This window comes from Defluviicoccus vanus, from assembly GCF_014672695.1.
GTDB lineage: Bacteria > Pseudomonadota > Alphaproteobacteria > Rhodospirillales > Defluviicoccaceae > Defluviicoccus > Defluviicoccus vanus.
On record NZ_CP053923.1, the window covers coordinates 982934 to 1003378 of the forward strand.

14 protein-coding genes and 7 pseudogenes are annotated in these 20445 nt (G+C 64.5%); 9 read left to right on the forward strand and 12 right to left on the reverse strand.

What is annotated here, in order from left to right; genetic code table 11:
* Positions 1-48 precede the first annotated feature (48 nt).
* Both HQ394_RS19510 and HQ394_RS21015 read right to left on the reverse strand, forming a co-directional pair.
* Entirely contained in the window at positions 49-678 is a 630-nt protein-coding gene (locus tag HQ394_RS19510; RefSeq protein WP_223292151.1) for a hypothetical protein, read from the reverse strand.
* 219 nt (positions 679-897) lie between these two features.
* Positions 898-1464 (reverse strand): annotated as a pseudogene (locus tag HQ394_RS21015) (caspase family protein); the annotation flags it as partial.
* A gap of 452 nt (positions 1465-1916) precedes the next feature.
* Here HQ394_RS21015 and HQ394_RS04360 point away from each other — a divergent pair.
* From HQ394_RS04360 to cobM, 5 genes are all read left to right on the forward strand, one after another.
* Positions 1917-2915 carry a sirohydrochlorin chelatase gene (locus HQ394_RS04360; RefSeq protein ID WP_456151533.1) on the forward strand — a complete coding sequence of 333 codons (999 nt, stop codon included), beginning with the start codon at positions 1917-1919 and terminating at the stop codon, positions 2913-2915.
* A 21-nt stretch (positions 2916-2936) separates the two neighbouring features.
* On the forward strand, positions 2937-4499 hold the full coding sequence (locus tag HQ394_RS21440) for a precorrin-8X methylmutase (protein ID WP_190262197.1): 1563 nt from the start codon (positions 2937-2939) through the stop codon (positions 4497-4499).
* The gene (cbiE, locus tag HQ394_RS04370) at positions 4496-5725 is read left to right on the forward strand and encodes a precorrin-6y C5,15-methyltransferase (decarboxylating) subunit CbiE (protein ID WP_190262199.1); all 1230 of its coding nucleotides are present in this window, start codon (positions 4496-4498) and stop codon (positions 5723-5725) included. The genes HQ394_RS21440 and cbiE overlap by 4 nt, the downstream gene beginning before the upstream one ends.
* Positions 5722-8277, forward strand: coding sequence for a precorrin-3B C(17)-methyltransferase (gene cobJ / locus HQ394_RS04375; protein WP_223291843.1), 2556 nt, complete (start codon positions 5722-5724; stop codon positions 8275-8277). Before cbiE ends, cobJ begins: the two co-directional genes overlap by 4 nt.
* On the forward strand, positions 8274-9038 hold the full coding sequence (gene cobM / locus HQ394_RS04380; RefSeq protein WP_190262201.1) for a precorrin-4 C(11)-methyltransferase: 765 nt from the start codon (positions 8274-8276) through the stop codon (positions 9036-9038). Before cobJ ends, cobM begins: the two co-directional genes overlap by 4 nt.
* 6 nt (positions 9039-9044) lie before the next feature.
* Here cobM and HQ394_RS04385 read toward each other — a convergent pair whose 3' ends face one another.
* The 5 genes and pseudogenes from HQ394_RS04385 to HQ394_RS19525 form a co-directional block, all read right to left on the reverse strand.
* Positions 9045-9740, reverse strand: a complete 696-nt coding sequence (locus HQ394_RS04385; protein ID WP_190262203.1) for a DUF4136 domain-containing protein — start codon at positions 9738-9740, stop codon at positions 9045-9047.
* A 471-nt stretch (positions 9741-10211) separates the two neighbouring features.
* Positions 10212-11087, reverse strand: coding sequence for a WecB/TagA/CpsF family glycosyltransferase (locus tag HQ394_RS04390; RefSeq protein WP_223291844.1), 876 nt, complete (start codon positions 11085-11087; stop codon positions 10212-10214).
* Positions 11088-11612: 525 nt separating this feature from the next.
* Positions 11613-12105 (reverse strand): annotated as a pseudogene (locus HQ394_RS04395) (transposase); the annotation flags it as partial.
* Positions 12106-12176: 71 nt separating this feature from the next.
* Positions 12177-12455 (reverse strand): annotated as a pseudogene (locus HQ394_RS04400) (transposase); the annotation flags it as partial.
* A 282-nt stretch (positions 12456-12737) separates the two neighbouring features.
* Positions 12738-12890 (reverse strand): hypothetical protein, encoded by a 153-nt coding sequence (locus HQ394_RS19525; RefSeq protein WP_223291845.1) that lies wholly within the window; start codon positions 12888-12890, stop codon positions 12738-12740.
* A 21-nt stretch (positions 12891-12911) separates the two neighbouring features.
* Between HQ394_RS19525 and HQ394_RS04405 the strand changes: the two genes are divergently transcribed.
* Positions 12912-13304, forward strand: coding sequence for a transposase (locus tag HQ394_RS04405; RefSeq protein ID WP_190262206.1), 393 nt, complete (start codon positions 12912-12914; stop codon positions 13302-13304).
* Here HQ394_RS04405 and HQ394_RS20650 read toward each other — a convergent pair.
* From HQ394_RS20650 to istA, 3 genes and pseudogenes are all read right to left on the reverse strand, one after another.
* Positions 13231-13845, reverse strand: a pseudogene (locus tag HQ394_RS20650) (ATP-binding protein); the annotation flags it as partial. The gene HQ394_RS04405 and the pseudogene HQ394_RS20650 overlap by 74 nt on opposite strands.
* Positions 13784-14275 carry an ATP-binding protein gene (locus HQ394_RS20655; protein WP_317628992.1) on the reverse strand — a complete coding sequence of 164 codons (492 nt, stop codon included), beginning with the start codon at positions 14273-14275 and terminating at the stop codon, positions 13784-13786. The gene HQ394_RS20655 and the pseudogene HQ394_RS20650, both read right to left, overlap by 62 nt.
* Positions 14272-15771 carry an IS21 family transposase gene (gene istA, locus HQ394_RS04415; protein ID WP_190262208.1) on the reverse strand — a complete coding sequence of 500 codons (1500 nt, stop codon included), beginning with the start codon at positions 15769-15771 and terminating at the stop codon, positions 14272-14274. The genes HQ394_RS20655 and istA overlap by 4 nt, the downstream gene beginning before the upstream one ends.
* A 112-nt stretch (positions 15772-15883) precedes the next feature.
* Between istA and HQ394_RS04420 the strand changes: the two are divergent.
* Both HQ394_RS04420 and HQ394_RS04425 read left to right on the forward strand, forming a co-directional pair.
* Positions 15884-16149: pseudogene (locus HQ394_RS04420) on the forward strand (transposase); the annotation flags it as partial.
* A 210-nt stretch (positions 16150-16359) separates the two neighbouring features.
* Positions 16360-17727 (forward strand): annotated as a pseudogene (locus HQ394_RS04425) (IS1182 family transposase).
* A gap of 148 nt (positions 17728-17875) precedes the next feature.
* On the opposite strand, the pseudogene HQ394_RS04430 reads toward HQ394_RS04425, so the two are convergent.
* A pseudogene (locus tag HQ394_RS04430) lies at positions 17876-18625 on the reverse strand (IS5 family transposase); the annotation flags it as partial.
* A 114-nt stretch (positions 18626-18739) separates the two neighbouring features.
* On the opposite strand from HQ394_RS04430, the gene HQ394_RS04435 reads away from it, so the two are divergent.
* Complete coding sequence (locus HQ394_RS04435) at positions 18740-19480, forward strand: transposase (RefSeq protein ID WP_190262210.1); 741 nt, start codon at positions 18740-18742, stop codon at positions 19478-19480.
* Positions 19481-19765: 285 nt separating this feature from the next.
* On the opposite strand, the gene HQ394_RS04440 is transcribed toward HQ394_RS04435, so the two are convergent.
* Positions 19766-20062 (reverse strand): transposase, encoded by a 297-nt coding sequence (locus HQ394_RS04440; protein ID WP_190262212.1) that lies wholly within the window; start codon positions 20060-20062, stop codon positions 19766-19768.
* Positions 20063-20445: the final 383 nt, after the last annotated feature.

Below are 20445 nucleotides of genomic sequence, written 5' to 3' on the forward strand. Positions count from 1 at the left end.
CCAGGCTACGCGGGCCATTTAGTGTGCAGCCTGCGAAATACTACTTATTTATTTCGTCAACCGATCGGCTACGGCTGCGAGGTGCTGTTGAACTGTCTCTTTCAGCCTTTCAGCGATCGCGTGGACTAGGTCGCCGACGTCGTCCCGCCACCCTCTCTTATACCAGCGCCGAGTGATCTCGGTCCCTTCTGCGGCGAACGTGCTCCAGTCGGTCTTGGGATGTCGTGTCGCAAGCTCGAATACGTAACAATGCTCTAGACTTGGAGCGCAGGTAACCACTAATATGATCTGCTGAAGTGACGAGAATTTTGGCGTGAATGTGACTTTCATCTGCACCCGATCCATTCGCATGTTTAGGGTGAGATCCCAATTCTGAGGAAAATTTTCTGGATCGCCGCAAAGTGCCATAGTAAAGGCACCAAAAGGATGCGGCGTCACGTTCTTGCGCGCCGTAACAAAATCATCATGGCGCTTTTCCTGATTTAGCATCCGAATGATGAAGCCGCGCGTCGTTTGCTCCGCAAAGTCCGTGTGCTCGACTATGGCAAACTCAAACAACTCGCTAAGCTCTCCAGTATCCAGTTGTTGCTTTAGACCGTCAAAAAGCGTGTCCACGAACCTGGACACGTCTTCGGGCCTGCCGAGCTTTGCATCCGTCTCGGCGAGGAGGGTCGTCAAACTCTGCGGCGCCGTAGGTGGCAAAATGTCAGCCTCCGAGGTTGGGGGCGTGCATGTAACAGGTCTTGTTGTCCATCTCGCTGCGAAGCGATCCCGGAACGTGGACAGCTGTACGGCATCTTCGATGAAAACTTGGCGCCCGTGGGACTGAAAGACAAAGTGAGGCGTTCTCTCCTGATTTGTAATATACTCGTCTCGTATAATTTCTATAATGTCAGTGTAGTAGACTTGCCCTTCTGTTTTTCGTGCCGCAGACCTGCAAAATACTTCAGTGAATTCACTTAGAGGGTCGCCTCCTAGCGAGGTTTGCGAGTCGAGACATGATGCGATCTGCACGAGGTTCTTGAGGCCCCCCTTCTCATCGGGGATGCGGAGGCGGTCAGCTTTAATCATCGAGGTACCGGAGCCGCAGGCGTCAATCACTATGACTGCCAACTCAGGCGACGCATTTCTCAAGAGTGCTATAAGAGCATTGTGTGACAGACCTGTTTCATTTGGTCGCGAGCTATTAAAGTCGTGAGCGCAGAAATAGAACTGCCCTACGTCGTCGTTATATCCATGCCCAGAATAGTAAAAAAATCTCGTCATATCCTCGTTNNCTACAAGTATTTCGCGTAGACGGCGCTTCAAATTATCTGCCGTCAGATCGATGAGGGAATGTATGGCGTCAAACCGGCTCGTAGTCTCTATTAGAGCGTAGACAGCTTCCACGTCTGTGCGGCAGCACGGCAGAGCTGTAAGTTGACTATAATCTGAGTTTCCGGCGACGATTGCGACGGCTGACATTCAAGGCTCCGAATGGGTAGCGCTGGCTTGAATAACGAACTTAGCATGTGAATGCATTCGTCGGAATACGCGTCAAGCCTATTCAGAGCCACGTCCAGAGACAGGGGTGTTTGCGATTGTCTTTCGTCGTTTCTGTAAATGACTCTCGCACGCAAATGTAAGGAGGGGCGCAATCGAAAGGGAAGCAAACGTCGCCTGGGTCCGCAGCCGGCAGTGCTCTATAGTCGCCCTTGGTGAAGAATCCCGAGTTCTCAAACCATGCCCCCGCCGACGCATCCCATGCTGACAGCGCCTGCCCGCCTCCCTATGATCGCCGCTCGAACGAGAACCATCCGGCCGGAGGCGATGACCAGCCGGAGGCCGCAGCAGGCGGCCAGCGATCAGGGACGCTCAGAGGCAAGGGACCAGGCGCCATGACCAACCAACAAACCACCGAACACGCAACCGGACTGATGATCTGTGGCCATGGCAGCCGCTCGGTCGCCGCGGTCGAAGAGTTCAACGCGCTGGCCCGCCATCTGCGCAAGCGCCTGCCCGACTACGATGTCGAGAGCGGCTTCCTCGAATTCGCTCGGCCCGTCATCCGTGACGGGCTGGAAGCGCTCAAGGCGCGCGGCGTCGACAAGATCGTCTGCCTGCCGGGCATGCTGTTCGCCGCCGGCCACGTCAAAAACGACCTGCCGTCTGAGATCAATACCTTCGCCGCCGAAAACCCGACGATCGATGTGCGCTTCGGCCGCGAGCTGGCCATCGATTCCAAACTCCTGCGCGCTGCCGCCGCCCGTATCGCCGCGGCGGAGGCCGCCGCGGAGACGCAGGTGGACCGCAAGGACACGCTGCTGATGGTGGTCGGCCGCGGCACCAACGACTCCGACGCCAATTCCAACGTCTCCAAGGTCGCCCGCATGCTGTGGGAGGGGATGGGCTTCNNGGGCTGGGCGGAGGTCTGCTACTCCGGCGTCGCCTACCCGCTGGTCGACACCGGCCTGGCGCACGCGGTGAAGCTGGGCTACCGGCGGATCATCGTCTTTCCGTATTTTCTCTTCACCGGCATCCTCGTCGACCGCATCTACGGCCACGCCGATGCGGCCCAGGCGGCGCATCCCGAGGTCGAGATCATCAAGGCCGAATACCTCAACGATCACCCGCTGGTCATCGATGCCTTCGTCGATCGCGTCGACGAAACGCTCAACGGCGCCAACCTGATGAACTGCCTGATGTGCAAGTATCGGGAGCAGATCCTCGGATTCGAGGCCGCGAAGGGCGCGCCGCAGGTCGGCCACCATTACCACGTCCGCGGCATCGGCACCGACGCCGACCATGATCACGACCATGACCATGGGCATGACCCTCATCACGGTCACAGTCACGATCATCACCACCATCATCATGGTCACGGCCATCATCATCACGACCACGGCCATGACCACGACAATAAGAATGGCGGATAACGCCCGCCCGACGTCCCGCCGATGCCTCCCCTATTTGACGCCTACCTGATCGTCGACTGGAGTGCGGCGTCGCTGCCGCGCACCGGCGCCGACAGCATCTGGGTGCACCTCCTGGAGCGCGACGATGCGGGCGTGATCCACGAACGCCAGATCAACCCGTCGACGCGTCACGCCGCGAGCGCCTTCCTCGCCGACGTGTTGAGCGATCTCGTCGCCCGCGACCGGGTGACGCTGGTCGGCTGCGACTTTGCTTTTGGCTACCCGGCCGGATTCGCGAACCGGATCTGCGGCGACGGCGCCGGCTGGCAGCAGCTGTGGCAGGCCATCGACCAGCGCATCGAAGATACCGAAGAGAACGGTAACAATCGCTTCGCGGTTGCTGCGGCTTTCAATCGCGAGGTTTCCGGCGGGGCGTTTCCCTTCTGGAGCTGTCCCCGCGGCGTTACCGATCCGGCGATCGCGGTGAAAAAGCCACGCAGCTACGGCGCCGACACGCTGGCGGAATTCCGTTTGACCGATCGGGCGCTACGCGGCCCGAAATCGGTGTGGCAGCTTTACGGCGCCGGCAGTGTCGGCAGCCAGACCCTCCTCGGCATCGCCCATCTGCAGCGGTTGCGCCGCCACCCCTGGCTCGCCGGCGGCGCCCGCATCTGGCCGTTCGAGACCGGCCTCAGGGCACTGGAACGTCCCGGCAGCGACGACTGGCGAGTGCTGTTCGCCGAAGTCTATCCCTCCATGCTGCCGCTGGGTGAGCCGACAGACGAAATCAAGGACGCGCGTCAGGTGGCCGCCCTGGCGAAACATTTCGCTTCGCTGGATACCGCCGGTGAACTGGCGACGATGTTCGGCGGTCCCGCCGGCCTCAACGCCGAAGCCCGTGCCCGCATCGAAACCGACGAAGGCTGGATTCTCGGCGCCATGGGCCCCGTCACCACGACATCCGCCAACCCTTCCCGCTACGACTACATCCGCGAGCCCGAGTCGATCTATGCGGCGTCCTTCGCCACCATCCGCGCCGAGGCCGACCTCGCTTCGATTCCCGCCGCGCTGCAGCCGCTGGCGATCCGCGTTATTCATGCCGCCGGCGATCCTGCCATCGCTTCCCGCCTCGTCGCCAGCCACGAGGCGGTAGCCGCCGGCCATGCGGCGCTCGCCGCCGGCGCGCCGATCCTCGTCGATACGGCGATGGTCGCCGCCGGCATCATCCGCCGCCAGTTGCCGGCCACCACCCGGGTGATCTGTACCCTCGCCGAGCCGGAGGTAGCCGAAACAGCGCGGGCGATCGGCAACACCCGCTCGGCGGCGGCGGTGGAGTTGTGGCGGCCGATGCTCGATGGTGCCATCGTCGTCGTTGGCAATGCGCCGACGGCGCTCTTTCATCTTCTTGAGATCATCGATGCCGGCGGCCCACGGCCGGCGCTGATCCTGGGCTTCCCGGTGGGTTTCGTCGGCGCCGCCGAATCGAAGGAGGCATTGATCGCACACGACGCCGGCATCCCCTTCGTCGCCCTGCGCGGCCGGCGCGGTGGCAGTGCCATCGCCGCCGCCGCGGTCAATGCTCTGACTGGCAGGCTGTCCTCATGACGCCCTGGCTGACGGTGATCGGCATCGGTGACGACGGCCTCGATGGTCTCTGTGCAGCCGCGCGCACCCTGATCACCACCGCCGACGTCCTCGTCGGCGGCGACCGCCATCAGGCGATGGTGGCAACGACAACCGCCGAGAGGATCACCTGGAAGGCCGGCGTCGGCAGCGTCGTCGAGGCGATCGCCGCCCGTCGCGGTCAACACGTCGTCGTCCTGACCACCGGCGATCCGATGTGGTTCGGTGCCGGCGCCAACCTCGCGCGGCGCTTCGCTGCCGACGAGATGACCATCCTGCCGCATCCCGGCGCCTTCAGCCTCGCTGCCGCCCGTCTTGGCTGGTCGCTTGCCGACATCGCGACGCTGAGCGCGCACAGCCGGCCGTTGCCGCTGCTCAACCGCTCCCTCTATCCGGGCGGCCGCCTGCTGCTGCTGAGTCGAGATGGCCAGACGCCGGCGGCGGTCGCCGATCTGCTCACCCGCCGCGGCTTCGGGCCGAGCCGGATCATCGCCCTCGAACACTTGGGCGGGCCGAAGGAACGGCGGATCGAGGCCACCGCCGAGACCTGGGATTCACAACCGATCGCCGATCTCAATGTCCTGGGCATCCACTGCTTTGCCGGTCCGCAGCCGCAGTTGCTGCCGCTGGTCCCCGGCCTGCCCGATGACGTTTTCACCCACGACGGCAAGATGACCAAGCGCGAACTGCGCGCCGCGGCGATCGCCGCCCTGGCGCCGCTGCCGGGGCAAGTGCTGTGGGATGTGGGCGCCGGTGCCGGCTCGATCGCCATCGAGTGGCTGCGCGCCCTGCCCTGTCACCGCCTTGCCGACGGCCGAGAAGCCACAGCCTTTGCCATCGAGGCCGCAGCCGACCGCTGCCAGGCGATCGCTCGCAACGCCATGCAACTCGGCGCACCGCAGCTCCACATCGTCCACGGTGACGCGCCGGCAGCACTCGCCGACCTGCCACAGCCGGACAGCGTCTTTCTTGGCGGTGGCCTGTCGCAGCCGCAGCTCATCGAGACGGCATGGGCGGCGCTGCCCGCCGGCGGGCGGCTGGTGGCGCATGCCGTTACCCTCGAAGGCATCGCCCGCCTGTTCGATTTCTACCACCAGCACGGGGGCGATCTGCTACGCCTTGCCGTCTCCCGCGCCGCACCGGTCGGCCGGCTCACCGCCTTTCGCCCCGCCATGGAGGTCACCCAGTTGACGACGCTAAAGCCATGACTATCCCTCCCTCCCGTGGGACTCTCTATGGCCTCGGCATTGGCCCGGGCGATCCCGAGCTGATCACCGTCAAAGCGAGGGAAATCCTCGCCCACGTTCCGGTCATCGCCTATCCAGCCCCGGAAGGTGGCGAGAGCCTGGTGCGCCGGATCGCCGCCGTCAACGTCCCCGAGGGTCGCATCGAGATCGCCATCGTCACGCCAATGGCGATCGAGCGCTTTCCGGCCCAGGAGGTTTACGACCGTTACGCGGTGATTCTCACCGAGCACCTGGCCGCCGGTCGCGACGTCGCCGTGCTGTGCGAGGGCGATCCCTTCCTCTACGGCTCGTTCATGTACCTCTACGAGCGCCTGGCACCGACGCATCCGGCGGTCGTCGTACCGGGCGTGTCGTCGCTGGGCGCGGTTGCCGCCGCCGCCGGCCGGCCGCTGTGCAGCCGCAACGACATCTTCACCGTCCTGCCGGCGCCGCTCAGCGAGGCGGAACTGGAAGCAAGGCTGCGCACCGCCGATGCCGTTGCCATCATGAAGGTCGGGCGCCACCTGCCGAAGGTGCGCCGGGTGCTGCAGCGCCTCGGTCTCGAAGCCGATGCCAGCTATGTGGCGCGGGCGACGATGGCCGAACAGCAGATCGTCCCGCTGACCGATCTCACCCGTGACGGCGCCCCCTACTTTTCAACCATTCTGGTCAAGACCAACCGCCATCGGCAGGAGGACAGGGCGGACATCCAGCTCCCTCCGGGTGCCGCGATCATCGCCCTGTCGGCAACTGGTGCGGTACTGGCGCGACGGCTGCAGGCGATTCTACCCGAGAGCCAGGTGCATGGCCTTACCGGCCGTACCGAGGGAACAGACGTTACCTTCAGCCAGACAACAACGCATCTCAAGGGACTGTTTGCAACCGGGGTGCCGATCGTCGGCGTCTGCGCTGCCGGTATCCTCATCCGCGCCGTCGCTCCTCAGCTGACCGATAAGCGACGGGAACCACCGGTCATTGCCGTCGCCGAAGACGGGCAGACGGCGGTGCCGCTGTTAGGCGGCCATCACGGCGCCAACCGCCTCGCCCGTGCCATCGCCGCGGAACTGGGCGGTCAGGCAGCGATCACCACCGCCGGCGACATCCGGCTCGGCATCGGTCTCGACGATCCGCCCGCCGGATGGTCGGTGGCCAACCCCGAGGCGGCGAAAGCGCTCACCGCGGCACTGCTGGCGGGCGAACCGGTGCGCCTAGAGGTCGACGCCGGCGATGCCGGCTGGCTGACCGAGACAGCCATCCCCTTCACCAGCGCCGGCAAACGCGCCATCCGCATCACCGATCGCACCGATCCAGGCGACGAAGACACCCTGCTGCTGCACCCGCCGGTGCTCGCCATCGGCATCGGCTGCGAACGCGGCGCTGCGGCGGAGGACGTGATTGCGCTCGTCGAGAAAACGCTTGCCACCCATGAACTCGCCAAAGGTGCCGTCGCCTGCCTCGCCTCGATCGACGTCAAGATGGATGAGCCGGCGGTGCACGCGGCAGCGGCCTCCCTCGGCGTGCCGGTCCGCTTCTTTACCGCCGCTGAACTGGAAGCCGAAACCCCGCGCCTCGCCTCGCCTTCGGAAATCGTCTTCCGTGCCGTCGGCTGCCACGGTGTCGCCGAAGCCGCGGCCCTGGCCATCGCCGGGGATGCAGCGACCCTGGTCGTCAGCAAGCAGCGCAGCGAACGCGCCACCTGCGCCGTCGCCCGTGCCCCCGGCGCAATCGATCCCGGCGCCAAGGGTCGTGTACCGGGAACACTGACCGTCGTCGGCATCGGCCCCGGGGCCGACGACTGGCGAACGCCGGAAGTCTCGCGGGCGGTAAGTGCGGCGACCGACGTTGTCGGCTATCAGCTTTACCTCGACCTGATCGAGCCGCTGACCGCTGGCAAGCGACTGCACGCGCCACCGATGACGGCCGAAGAAGCGCGGGCGCGACTCGCTCTCGATCTTGCCGCCGAGGGGCGCCGCGTTGTCCTCGTCTGCTCCGGTGATGCCGGTGTCTATGCGCTGGCCAGCCTCGTCTTCGAGCTGATCGAACGGGAGGACGATGCCAACTGGCGGCGCATCCGCCTCGCCGTCGCCCCGGGACTATCGGCGATGTTCGCTGCCGCCGCCCGCGCCGGCGCNCCCCTCGGCCACGACTTCTGCACCGTTTCGCTCTCCGACCTGCTCACCCCGTGGCCCGATATCGAGCGCCGGCTGCAGGCGGCGGCTGTCGGCGATTTCGTCGTCGCCCTCTACAATCCGGTCTCGCAGCGGCGGCGCAGCCAACTGCCGGCGGCGCGCGACATCCTGCTGCAGCACCGGCCAGCGGCAACGCCGGTGGTGCTTGCCCGCAACCTCGGCCGCGACGGCGAGACGATCCGGGTGATCACTCTAGGCCAGCTCGACGCCGATCAGGTGGATATGCTGACGCTGGTACTCATCGGCTCGAGTCAGACGCGCATCCTCGATCGTGGCGACCGCCGCTGGGTCTACACACCGCGCGGGTACGCGACGAAACAAGCGCGCAAGGAGGCTGAGGCGTGAGCGTTCACTTCATCGGTGCCGGGCCCGGGGCGCCCGATCTGATCACCGTTCGCGGCCTCAACCTGATCCGTCGCTGCAAGGTGGTGCTCTATGCCGGCTCGCTGGTGCCGAAGGAGATCGTCGCCGAGGCCCCGGCCGACGCCCGGGTGCTCGATACCGCACCGCTCAATCTTGACCAGATCATCGAGGAGATGTTGATCGCCGATGCCGCCGGTCACGACATCGCCCGCGTCCACTCCGGCGATCCCTCACTTTATGGGGCGATCGGCGAGCAGATGCGCCGCCTCGATGCGCTCGGCATCGCCTACGACGTCACCCCGGGCGTTCCCGCCTTTGCCGCCGCCGCCGCCGCGCTGAAGTCCGAACTTACCCTTCCCGACATCAGCCAGACGGTGATCCTGACCCGCACCGCTACCCGTTCCTCTGCCATGCCAACGGGCGAAGACCTCGCCAGTCTCGGCCGCAGCGGCGCAACACTCGCCATCCACCTGTCGGTGACCAACTTAGCCAACGTCGTCCGTGAGTTATCGCCGTTGTATGGCGCCGACTGTCCGGTGGTCGTTGCCTACCGGGTCGGCTGGCCGGATCAGCTCCTTCTCCGCGGTACCCTTGCCGACATCCGTGATCAGGTGAAGGCGCAAGGATTGACCCGCACCGCCCTGATTCTGGTCGGCCGGGTGCTTGCGGCCGAGGGCTTCACCGACAGCCGCCTTTACGCCGCCGACCACCACCACGTGCTGCGGCCGAAGCGTCCCGCCTAAGAGATCCTATCGGGACGCGTCCTCATTGGGGTGACGGCAGCGGGACCGGCATCGTCGCCAGCGCTTGGTATACCGCCGCGTCGATGTTGGCGCCGCTCTGCTGCGGACCGGGGGAGTGAGATATTCGTCCGCAGTGTCGTTAGGATTGACCTGCTGAACCCCCACAAGGACGTCGTTGCCACGGCCGGCCCACAACACGCGATGTGTCCGAGCGTCAAGAAAAAGGAAAGTCAGCCGATCGCCCGCCGGTCTGATCTGCTCCTGATCCTGATAGGCGCCGGATTGCTCGCCTTGTGAATCGACAGAGAAGGTGAACTCTTCGCCCATGACGCCGAATCCGGCGGCCTGACGGTTGTTGTCGAGATAGACGTCGCTCAGCGCGATGACGAAGTCGGCCGGCTGCCCCTGCTGAAAGCCCTTACCCGTAAGGTTGGTATCGACCGCCTGCTGAATGGTATAGCGCGTGCCGTCGGCCATGGTCGGATCGTAAGGCACTTTGTAGCGGAGCATCTCCTCCGGCGTCATCCAGCGATAAGTGCGGTAGCGGGACTGGGCAACCGCCGCGTCGGGAGCTGCCATCGCCGCGGTGGTCGCGTTGGCGATCGCCACGTCCTGCTGTGTCAGCTTCGGTGATGGGTGATCGCAAGCGGCAAGCATCCCGGCGGTGAACAGGGACGCGACAACAAGCATCGATCGGTGCATGGCAAATCTCCGCAACTGGCAGGGCCGATTACACCGCCGGCAGCGCGTCGGCAAGCCTTTCCGGCCGAAGCCACGTCACACTTGCCATGCGCACGACGCCGCACCGGCTTCCCCGCCACTTTCATGCCCGCCACCTCCCTGAGTGTGCTGCCAGCACGCGGTTCGGGACTTGCTTGCGACAGACGGACGAACCCATTGCCACGCATTACGATGGAGCATCAGCCGTCGGGATGCAGTCCACATCACCTCCTCCGAGTGCCCCGCCGTCGCCCGCCACGCTACCTGCCCGGCAAAGGCTGCGCCTGGAGACTTGGAGCCGGAAGACTTGCGGCCTGGAGGATTGCGGCGCACCACCATTGGCAAAAGGCCGTCGACGCGACCATCGAGAGAACTGTGTTGCCGGGCTGCAGTTACCAGCTGCGGTGGTTAACCGCAGCAGCTGCCGATGCCCAACCGAGCGCGCGGATCCATCTACTCCGATTGAATCTCCACCGTATCCGCGCCCATGACGGTTGACGTCTCGACAACCGAATGGGTCACGATCGCTTTGAGGAAAATGGCAAAGATCAACGGATCGTCGATCAGGTACCGACGCCACAGCCGCTGCGGCTCGGTCACCAGACGATAAAGCCATTCCAGACCGAACCGCGAACACCATTTGGGAGCCCGCATCTCCGGAAAGGCGAGAAACGCCAGCGCATTGCCCACACATAAGCCAAGCCCGGTCAGATCGCCGCGCTGACGCAGCCGGTACGCGACCACCTCCTGCCGCGGCGAACCGACGCACACAAAGACGAAGCGCGACGGATGCGCGGCAACGAAATCGACAACCTTAACAACTTCCTGATCTTTATTGATGAAGCCCATGGGCGGGTTGTAGTGGTGGATAATGATCCCGGGATATTTTTCCTTCAATATGGCAATGGTTTCGTCGTTACAGCCAATGACGGTGATTCTGTCTTCCGGCTGCAGCACCTGCTCGAAGAGGACACGGGTCAAATCCGAACCCGTGGTGACCGGCAGCTCGATGCCCACCGTACCGGCCAGGGCGCTGAGAATGCGGCTGTCGCAGGTGGATAGCCACGCCTTGCGATACAGCCAGGAAAACCGCCCGCTCTGCCGGTGCACCCGAACGACGTGATCGACGTTGGGCGTGACCACATAAGCAAACTCGGCGTTCGCCGGACGTTGTGCGACAATCGCCACCACATCCCGCGTTGGCAGCAGACTCACCGGTACCTGCAGGAAACTCAAGTGGCGCGCCGTTCCCACCACCGAATTATCGACCAACCATTTCGTGCCGATCGAAGCACTGCTCGCGCTCAGACCCCTGCGAAGTGTTGCCACAACGCCATCCTTTCAGACCTGCTTCTCCCGCTCCGACCGGCAGCTCGTCCGCGCTTGGCAACTGCGCCGGAGGATGACTTCGCCGGGGGTTAAGCCGGCGGCGGGGAATAAATTGAACGCAAATTGATGACTAGAGCATTCGCTTACTGCTGCCCATCACGGTGACGCACCGCGAAGACCCGCTAACGCGCCCCCGCCAACACACCCACCACGATAGGGTCTGAGTATAATGTTCCCTTGATAGCTGTAGTGTGATGGGGCTCACAACTCAGTGCAGGCCTGTCGCGTATTTCTCCGGTGCAGTTCGGAAGCCGCCGCTGCCAAGCGCGAAATTTGCCCTTGTGTGACGAATGCAACTCCCGGGACAGGCATTCGCCTATACAATTAGCAACATGGGCGTAAGTTTCGTCTTCAGGTTGCCGCGCAGTTCGGGCGCGGCCGATGGGTCGCGTTCCCTGGAGTGGCGTAGCTCGGCGTGCTCGCCCTGCTCTCCGGCGAGGGGCCGGATTGGTTAGCCTGCCAGAGCAGGCAGGGTAAGGCGGGATTATCGCTTAACGGGGCATGGTTTCGAGGGTCAGATAGCGGGCGTGCTGGACCGCCCATTCATCATTCTGCTCGATAAGGACGGCGCCGACGAGGCGGGTGATCGCCTCTTGGTTGGGAAGCGAGCAGGACCGTCGCCGAATGCGGCGTAAGCCCGCGCAGGCCAACCACGTTTGTGCGGCGTTTGATCTCGCCGTTCAGGCGTTCGCGCGGGTTGACCGAGTTGATCTTGTCTCCACGACCTTGGGGAAGGTCATGGAAGCGAGAACGTCGGTTCCGGCCTCGTCCATGAACTCGGCGAGCCTGCGGATCGTCGGCCGCAGTTGGCCGGCGGCCTTACGCCATTGGGCTCTGGCGGCCACGGCGGCGTGCCTCAAGCGAAGGCGGTGGCGATGAAGGCGGCGACGACGCGTCGGCCGCTCTTGCCGGCATGGGCGAGCACGTTGCGCATGAAATGCACCTGGGGCCTGTTGAAAAAGCTTGAATCGGCGGCGTCGGCGGCGGGATTGGTCGCCTCGGCCCGTTGTTCGTCGGGTGGCTTCTCGATCAGGCAGGATGCGCATCGGCGAGCGGCGCATCGGCCGATCCCGATCCCATCAACCGCCAAAGCAGCGCGACGAGGGCGGCGGCGAGCCGCTTCAGGTTGATCGCCGCGGCGGTGAGGAAGGCCTGGATGCGCATGTCGTCTATGCCGCGGCGGACGGCGCGGGCGAGGCCGTGCCAAGTCTTCGCCTCGCCGTGGAAGCCTTCCGAACGCCAGCGGTGCCGCCCGTAAAGGCGCTTCTCGCCGTCCGACCAGCGCGCGCGCCGACGCCGCGTCGCTCGAGCGCCTGCACGAGCTCGCCTCGGAGAACCGCCGCTACGGCTATCCACAGCTGCACGCCCTGCTCTGCCGAGAGGGGCTGGTAACCCTCAGGAATCCCCTCATTTTGAGTTTTGATACGGATCAATGGGTTGCTACGGATGAGCTTTGCGGCGGCGGTCGGTTATGCAGGGTGAGAGGAAGGTTTCGAGGGTTGGGGGTGGGGAAGTGAACGGGGTAGCGCGTCCTGAGTTTCGTTTGACCGACGTTCGTCGGTTTCTTGATGGGGTTTTCGCGGGGCATGTTCACGCCAAACGGATCGCGTCGCTGGCCAACGGCACGCTGGGGGTGATGACCGGTGCGTCGCTGGCGGTTTCGATGATCGGCCATGCGTTGGCGCAGGCGCGGGGATTGCTGACCAAGCATGCGGTCAAACAGGTCGACAGGCTGCTGAGCAACGCGGCGTCTCCGTCTGGGAGATGTTCGGGCAATGGGTTCCGGAGGCGGTTGGCGGCCGCAAGGAAATCGTCGTCGCCATGGACTGGACCGATTTCGACGCCGACGGGCAGGCGACGCTGGCGCTCAATCTGGTGACCGGGCACGGCCGGGCGACGCCGCTGTTGTGGCTGACGATGCTGAAGGCGGAACTGGCGGGCCAGCGCAACGCCATCGAGGATGCGTGTCTCGGCCGCCTTGCCGGGGTGTTGCCGGCGGGGACGACGGCGACGATCCTCGCCGACCGCGGCTTCGGCGACCGCAAACTGTTCGATTATCTGACGAAATTGGGCTTCGCCTATGTCATCCGGTTCCGCGGCGACATCCGCGTCGACGCCGCCGGATGTCAACGGCGGAGCAATTCTGGGCCACTGTAGCGGAGTCAAAGCAGGCCATTTGGGCGAGAGCGGTGCAATCACGGCAAGGGGCCCGATCGGGCCCCTTGCCGTGCGTCGGCTTTGCCTCGGGGATCAGGCTTGCTGGTTTCGCCGGTCTCGGGATCGACGGTCTCGGCGGTGGTCTGGTTTTGCTCCGCCCGATCGGCTGCGGTGGGGGACGACGACGTCCGGCGGATTGCTTCAACCGGTAGCTGTCGCCGTTCATGGTGAGGATATGGACGTGGTGGGTCAGGCGGTCGAGCAGCGCGCCGGTGAGCCGTTCCGATCCCAGCACCGAGGTCCAGTCCTCGAACGGCAGATTGGAGGTGACGAGGGTCGAGCCGCGCTCGTAGCGCTGGGAGAACACCTCGAACAGAAGTTCCGCCCCGGTCGGCGACAGCGGCAGGTAACCGAGTTCGTCGACGATGAGCAACATCACCGACTGGAGATCGCGTTGCAGCTTCAGCAAGCGGCGCTCGTCACGCGCCTCCATCAACTGGTGCACGAGGGCGGCTGCGGTGGTGAAGGCGACGGTGAACCCCTTCTGGCAGGCGGCAAGAGCGAGGGCGAGCCCGACATGGGTCTTGCCGGTGCCACATGTTGCCGAGCGCGATGACGTTCTCCCGGCGCAGGATGAACTCGCAGCGGGCCAGCTCGAGCACCAGCATCTTGTTGAGGCTGGGAATCGCGGTGAAGTCGAAGGTGTCGAGGCTTTTGACCGCCGGGAAGCGTGCTGCCTTGATCCGCCGCTCGACCATTCGGCGTTCTCGGTCGATCAGTTCGAGTTCCACCAGGCGCAGCAGATAGCGGGGATGATCGACGCCGTCGCGTGCGCATTCGCGGGCGATCTTGTCGTATTCCCGCAGAACGGTCGGCAGCTTCAACTGCTTGAGGTGATGCGCCAGCAGAACCTGCGGTGTGCCGCTTGTCGTTCCCGCCGGCATCGCATCAGCGCCCGCCTTGCCGGTCATGCCGTTGTCCCGGGAACGAGAACGGCGTAGTCAGCCGCCGCCGTCATCCTGACGTCCATTTTCGGCAGATGTGGATAGGCCGTCAGGTCGAGCCGGGCCGGCCGCCGCTCGACGCGCGCCAGAGCAATCTGCTTGACCGCATCAAAGCCGATGACGCCGAGCCGGATCGCTTCGCTGACCGCGCTCGCCACCATCTCCATCGGGATCGCCTCCATCAGCCGCAGCACCTGGATGAACTCCCGCCTGCCGCGGTTGCCCATGCGCGCCTCGAGGAGATGGCGCAGGTGCTGGAACGCCTCCGGCAGATCCCAGTCTTTCAGCGCCGCCGCCTGGTCGAGGGCATTCGGCTTCGTCTCGATCAGCGCCAGATAGTGCAGCGGCTCGAATACGAAGGTGCCCGTGCCATAGCAGCGACGATGCCGGGCGATCGCCTCGCCGGCACAAAGGATCACCACCTCGTCGACGAAGCCCTTCACCACAACATCCCGGAAGCCGTATGCCGTCGGTACCGAGTAGTCGTTGCCGCGGTAGCGGACCAGGGCGGTCGATGAGACACGGGCCGCCCGCTTCTCGCTCGGCTCCAATGGCACCGCCGGCAAATCCCGGAAGGCTTCGAGGTCGGCGACGAGACGCTCGCCGATGGTTTCGCCGTGGCGACCGGCGCGTTCGCCTCGTCGCTGCCGGCAGCGCTCTTCCAGCATGGCATTGAGATCGTCGAAGCTTGCCGCCTGGGGGATCGGCGTCAGGAAGTTCGATCGAGCATACTTCACCAGCCCCTCGACCTTGCCCTTGTCGTTGCCCTTGCCGGGACGGCCGAAGCGATCCTGGAACAGGTAATGGCTCTGCAGTTCCGTAAAGGCCCGGGTGCGCTCCCGCCTGCCGTCGCCGCAGATCTTCGCCACCGCGAGCGTCGTGTTGTCGTAAAGCACCGACAACGGCACGCCGCCGAAGAATGCGAATGCCGACACATGCCCGTCGAGGAAGGCTTCCGTCGTCTCCGCCGGATAGGCCTTCACGAAAGCAGTATCCGATTGCGGCAGGTCCATGCAGAAGAAGTGGATCTTCTGCCGGACGCCGCCGATCACGCCGATCGCCTCGCCAAAGTCGACCTGCGCATGACCGGACGGATGAGCCAACGGCACGAAGGTCTCCCGCAATCTCCNCCGAGCAACCCGGACGTAGTCCCTCACCACCGTCAGACCGCCGGCATAACCGTGCTCGTCGCGCAGTCGCTCGAAGATCCGCTTGGCCGAATGCCGCTGCTTCGAAGGCGCCGTCCTGTCGGCCTCGAGGATGGCGTCGATCACCGGCAGCAGCACCCCGAGCTTCGGCTTCTTCACCGGCTTCGTTCGCGTGTAGCCGGGCGGCAACGAGAACCGGCACATCTTCGAAACCGTCTCACGGCTCAGCCCGAACACCCGGGCCGCCTCACGCCGGCTGTTGCCCTCGATGAAAACGAAATGCCGAACGGCGGCGTAGACTTCCACGGCAAACATCCCCGGCCGCCCCCACAAAAAAGAGACAGCCTAACCACTGGCCGGATTTTACTCCGGCGCGGCAGCACCAATCACCGCCGCTACGTGGCCTAATTTGTCACCGCCATACACAGACCGCACCTCGTGTCCCAAGGCCACTGCCAACCAGTTCCGGCTGTATCGCTGTAGAGCCGCGCCTACTGGCTGCTGTGGAGTCTGCGCGCGCTGATGCCGAAGGCCTCGTCCTGGCGCGTCGCCCAGTTCGACACGCTGCGGCGGCGCCTCGTCAAGGTCGCCGCCCGCGTCGTCGAGATGAAGACCAAGATCAAGGTCCACCTGCCGACCAGCGCCGCTGATCAGGTGATCTGGCACTTGGCTCTCGGCCGCCTGCCGCGTCTCTCGACCCGACCGATCCCCCATCCCGCGACAGGCGGAAACCAACCCGCTCGCCAACAACAACCATTACGCGCATCCACGATTTAACACCCGACGCACGTTGTGTCCCGGTGAATACATCGGGCTAGCAGCCTGTCGGACTTAACGCGAGGCGGAGCTGTGGGTTATAGAATCCGGGCATGGATTCACGCCCCCGGCCCGGACCTCTTCGGCATGAGCAACTTCCGCCCGATCGACCGCGACAGCGGATTTCTGATGCCGCCGCCGTCGGTGGACGAGTGGCTTCCGCAGCGGCACTTGGCGCGGTTCGTGGTGGAGGTGATCGCGGGGCTGGATCTGCGGCCGATGACCGGCAGCTACCGTGGCTCTGGGGAAGCGTCCTACCACCCCAGCCTTCTGCTGGGCATTCTGATCTACGGCTACGCCACCGGGGTGTTCTCCAGCCGCAAGCTGGAGCGGGCGACCTATGACAGCGTGGCGTTCCGCTTCATCGCGGCGAACGATCATCCGGACCATGACACCATCGCCGCGTTCCGCCGACGCTTTCTGCCGCAGATCGAGAAGCTGTTCGTCCAGGTGCTGGTGCTCGCGCGCGAGATGGGCGTGCTGAAGCTGGGAACGGTCGGGCTCGACGGGACCAAGGTCCACGCCAATGCCAGCCGGCACAGCGCGCTGTCCTATGACCATGCGGGCAAGCTGGAGGCCCAACTGCAGGCCGAAGTGGCCGATCTCATGGCCAAGGCAGAAGCGGCGNNGACCAGGTGGACATCGCTGACGGCATGTCGATCCCCGACGAATTGGCGCGACGTGAGGAACGGTTGTCCAGGCTCGCCGAGGCCCGGGCGAAGATCGAGGCCCGCGCGAAGGAACGCTTCGAACGGGAGCAGGCAGACCATCAGGCGAAACTCGCAGCACGGGACGCCAAGGCAGCGGCCACCGGCAAGAAGCCCACGGGCCGTGAGCCGAAGCCGCCGGTGGCGACGCCGCTGCCCACGGATCAGATCNAATCTGACCGACGAGGAAAGCCGCATCATGGCGGTGGCGGGCGGCGGTTTTGAGCAGTGCTACAATGCGCAGGCGGCGGTGGCGGCGGGCAGTCTGCTGGTGGTGGTCGCCGACGTGGTGCAGGCGCCCAACGACAAGCAGCAGCTTACACCCATGCTGGACAAGATCGGCACTCTGCCGGACGTGCTCGGCAGGCCGGACATGCTGTTGGCGGACAATGGCTACTTCAGCGAGGCGAATGTGCAGGCCTGTGTGGCCGGCGGGATCGAACCGCTGATCGCACTTGGTCGCGAGGCGCATCATCTCAGCCTGCAAGAGCGCTTCGCTGCGGCGCCACCGGCGCCCGAAGACCCCACCCCGGTTCAGGCGATGGCGTATCGGCTGCGCACGCCGCAGGGCCGCGCGCTCTACGCCCTGCGCAAGCAGACGCCCGAGCCAGTGTTTGGCATCATCAAGTCCGTGCTGGGGTTCCGGCAGTTCCTGCTGCGCGGGCTCAATGCCGCCCGTGGCGAGTGGAGGCTTGTGACCATGGCATGGAACCTGAAGCGGATGTTCGCCCTCAGCCGCGCCGTCTAGCCTGCGCGGCCAGTTCCGCAGGCGCGCCAGCGCGACCGCACCGCCCAAAATGGCGCTGACAGAGGCGCCGACGCACCGATCCCTACGCAGGTCCGGCGACGCCCGAGACGCAAGTCCGACAGGCTGCTAGGGCCTGTTGAGATTCNNACCGTGAGTTTATGACGGCGGCGACGAGATAGATATTGGCGCTGAAGCTTTGGTCTGTTTTGTCGGCACGCATGGCGATGCGCTTGAACTCTTTGAGCTTACAGAAGAAGTTTTCGATGAGATGGCGCCATTTGTACATCTCGGCATCGAATGGGAGAGGCTTGCTCCGGCGCGGATGCTGGGAGATGACGATCTTGGCGCCGCGCTCGTTGAGCTCAGCGACGATGTCGTTGCTGTCGAAGGCTTTGTCGGCGATGAAAGCGTCGAATTGGAGGCCGTCGATGAGCGGGGCAACGCCGACGGTATCGAAGCGGTGGCCCGGCAGGAGTGCGAAGCGCACGAGATTGCCCAGGGCATCGGTCAGGGCCAGGATCTTGGTCGTCATGCCGCCTTTGGAGCGCCCTATGGCCTGGCTCTGAGTCCCCCTTTNTGCGCCCTGGCCATGGCGGTGAACCTTGACGATGGTGGCGTCGACCATGGCGTACTCCATATCGGGATCATCCGAGCAAGCCTCGAAAAGCCGAATGAAAACATCGGCTTTGACCCAGTCTCGGTAGCGCTTGAAGACGGTGTTCCAGTTGCCGAAAAAGGCCGGCAAATCACGCCAGGGACTGCCCGTGCGAACCACCCACAGAACCGCCTCGACAAAGAGCCGATTGTCTCTGCCGCTGCGACCCGCGTCCGTTGGCTTGCCCAGGCAGTGCGGTTCCATTCTCGCCCATTGGGCGTCTGTCAGTACAAAACGTTCCATCCATAGCTTGAATCACAATCAAGCCAAGGATGGAATCCTGAATCTCAACAGGCCCTAGTCCGCGCGCTGATCGCGATCGACCGTGGCGACAAACATGTCGCGGCCATCGTCCGCGTGCCGAGCGTCGAGGAGGAAGACGCCTGCCGCTCGCATCGCGAGCGGCAGCGCCTGATCCGGGAACGCACTGCTCACATCAACCGGATCAAGAGACTGCTGTTCGCCCAGGGCATCCGGGGCATCGATCCGTCACTCCGATCGCGACGGATCGACTTCGCCGCGCTGCGCACACCTGAAGGCCTGCCGATCGCACCCCGGCTTCGCCAGGAACTCGAACGGGAGTATGCCCGCCTCGACTTGGTGGAGCACCAGTTGCGTGCCGTCGAGGGTGAGCGGGACGTCGCCGATGCGCAGGATCCCGCGATCGAACGCAAGCGGGAAATGCTGATGCGTGTCCGCGGCATCGGCGCCGCGAGCGCCGCCATCCTCAGCCGTGAGCTGTTCATCCGGTCGTTCGCCAACCGGCGGCAGCTGGGATCCTATCTCGGGCTGACACCCAGCCCCTACGACAGCGGCGCCACGACGCGGTGCCAGGGGATCTCCAAGGCGGGGAACAGCTTCGCACGACGTGTTCTCATCGAGCTTGCCTGGCTGTGGCGACTGTATCAGTCGGAAAGCCCGCTCGCCCGCTGGTACGAGGCGCGCGCAAAGGGTCAGTCGCCGCGCATCCGCCGCATCATGCTGGTGGCGCTCGCCCGCAAGCTCGGCATCGCGCTGTGGCGCTATGTCGAGACCGGACTCGTACCCGACGGGATGGTTGTCGCCAAGGACAACGACCGCGCCGCACAGGCCGCCTGAGCAGGCGTCTATGGAACCGATGATGATCTGATCTCTCTTCCGGGAAAACCTGGAGGTGTCGGGCGACGGGCGGTCGTGGCTTCGATTGGCGCGATCACGCACCGGTAAAAAGTGTGACCCCCGTCCTCGCGAACTCGACCGTGCACGCAGGATCGTGGCCAGCCGTCATGGAGCTGCCGGATATAAGTTGATGCGCCGAGCGCACGTCTGCACCGTCGACGCACACCCGATGCTCACAGGCCGCGACCATCCATCGGCTTCAGAACCCGAAAGGCGGAAACGAGGTTAAACATGCCTGTTGACTGATGAGCGCTCATATAAATCCCGCTCGACCGTCAACTGCCCGATCTTGGCGTGCAGCGTCTCGATCTCCCGCTCGCGCGCCTCGTCCGCGTCGATGCCGACGCCCGGATCGAAGGCCCGCGCCGCGTTGTCCAGCAACTGCTTCTTCCAGGCATAGAGCTGGTTCGGATGAATCTCGTGACGCACCGCCAGGTCCGTCACCGTCGCCTGTTCCCGCAGCGCCTCCAGGGCGATCCTCGCCTTCTGCGCCGCATCGAGCTTCCGTCTCGGCTTCTTCATCATCCTCTCCGTCTACCACGACGGAGCCGACCCCGCTCCAATCAAGCCCCTGGTCCCAAATTCGGGGTCCACTTCATAATCAACTGAAATACTTGCTGTAATCATGGTTTATGACGTGAGCTGAAGCCTTGGCATTGACACCTGAGAGTAGTATCATGTGGCTACATGAGTGCGCAGCGGTAGCAGCCGCGGTGAGGGGGCTTCGTCGGCTGAACGCATCGTGACCAATCGCCGCTGGGTCATACCGACCCGGTGCGGTTGTCCTCTGACTGTCGTCGCCGCTAGCCTGGCTCATCTGAGCGTGTCATTGACGGCTGCCGCGAGTCTGCGGGAGCGAGAGACATCGAAAAGACGAAAGGCAACGCCTGACGTCCTTATATCAG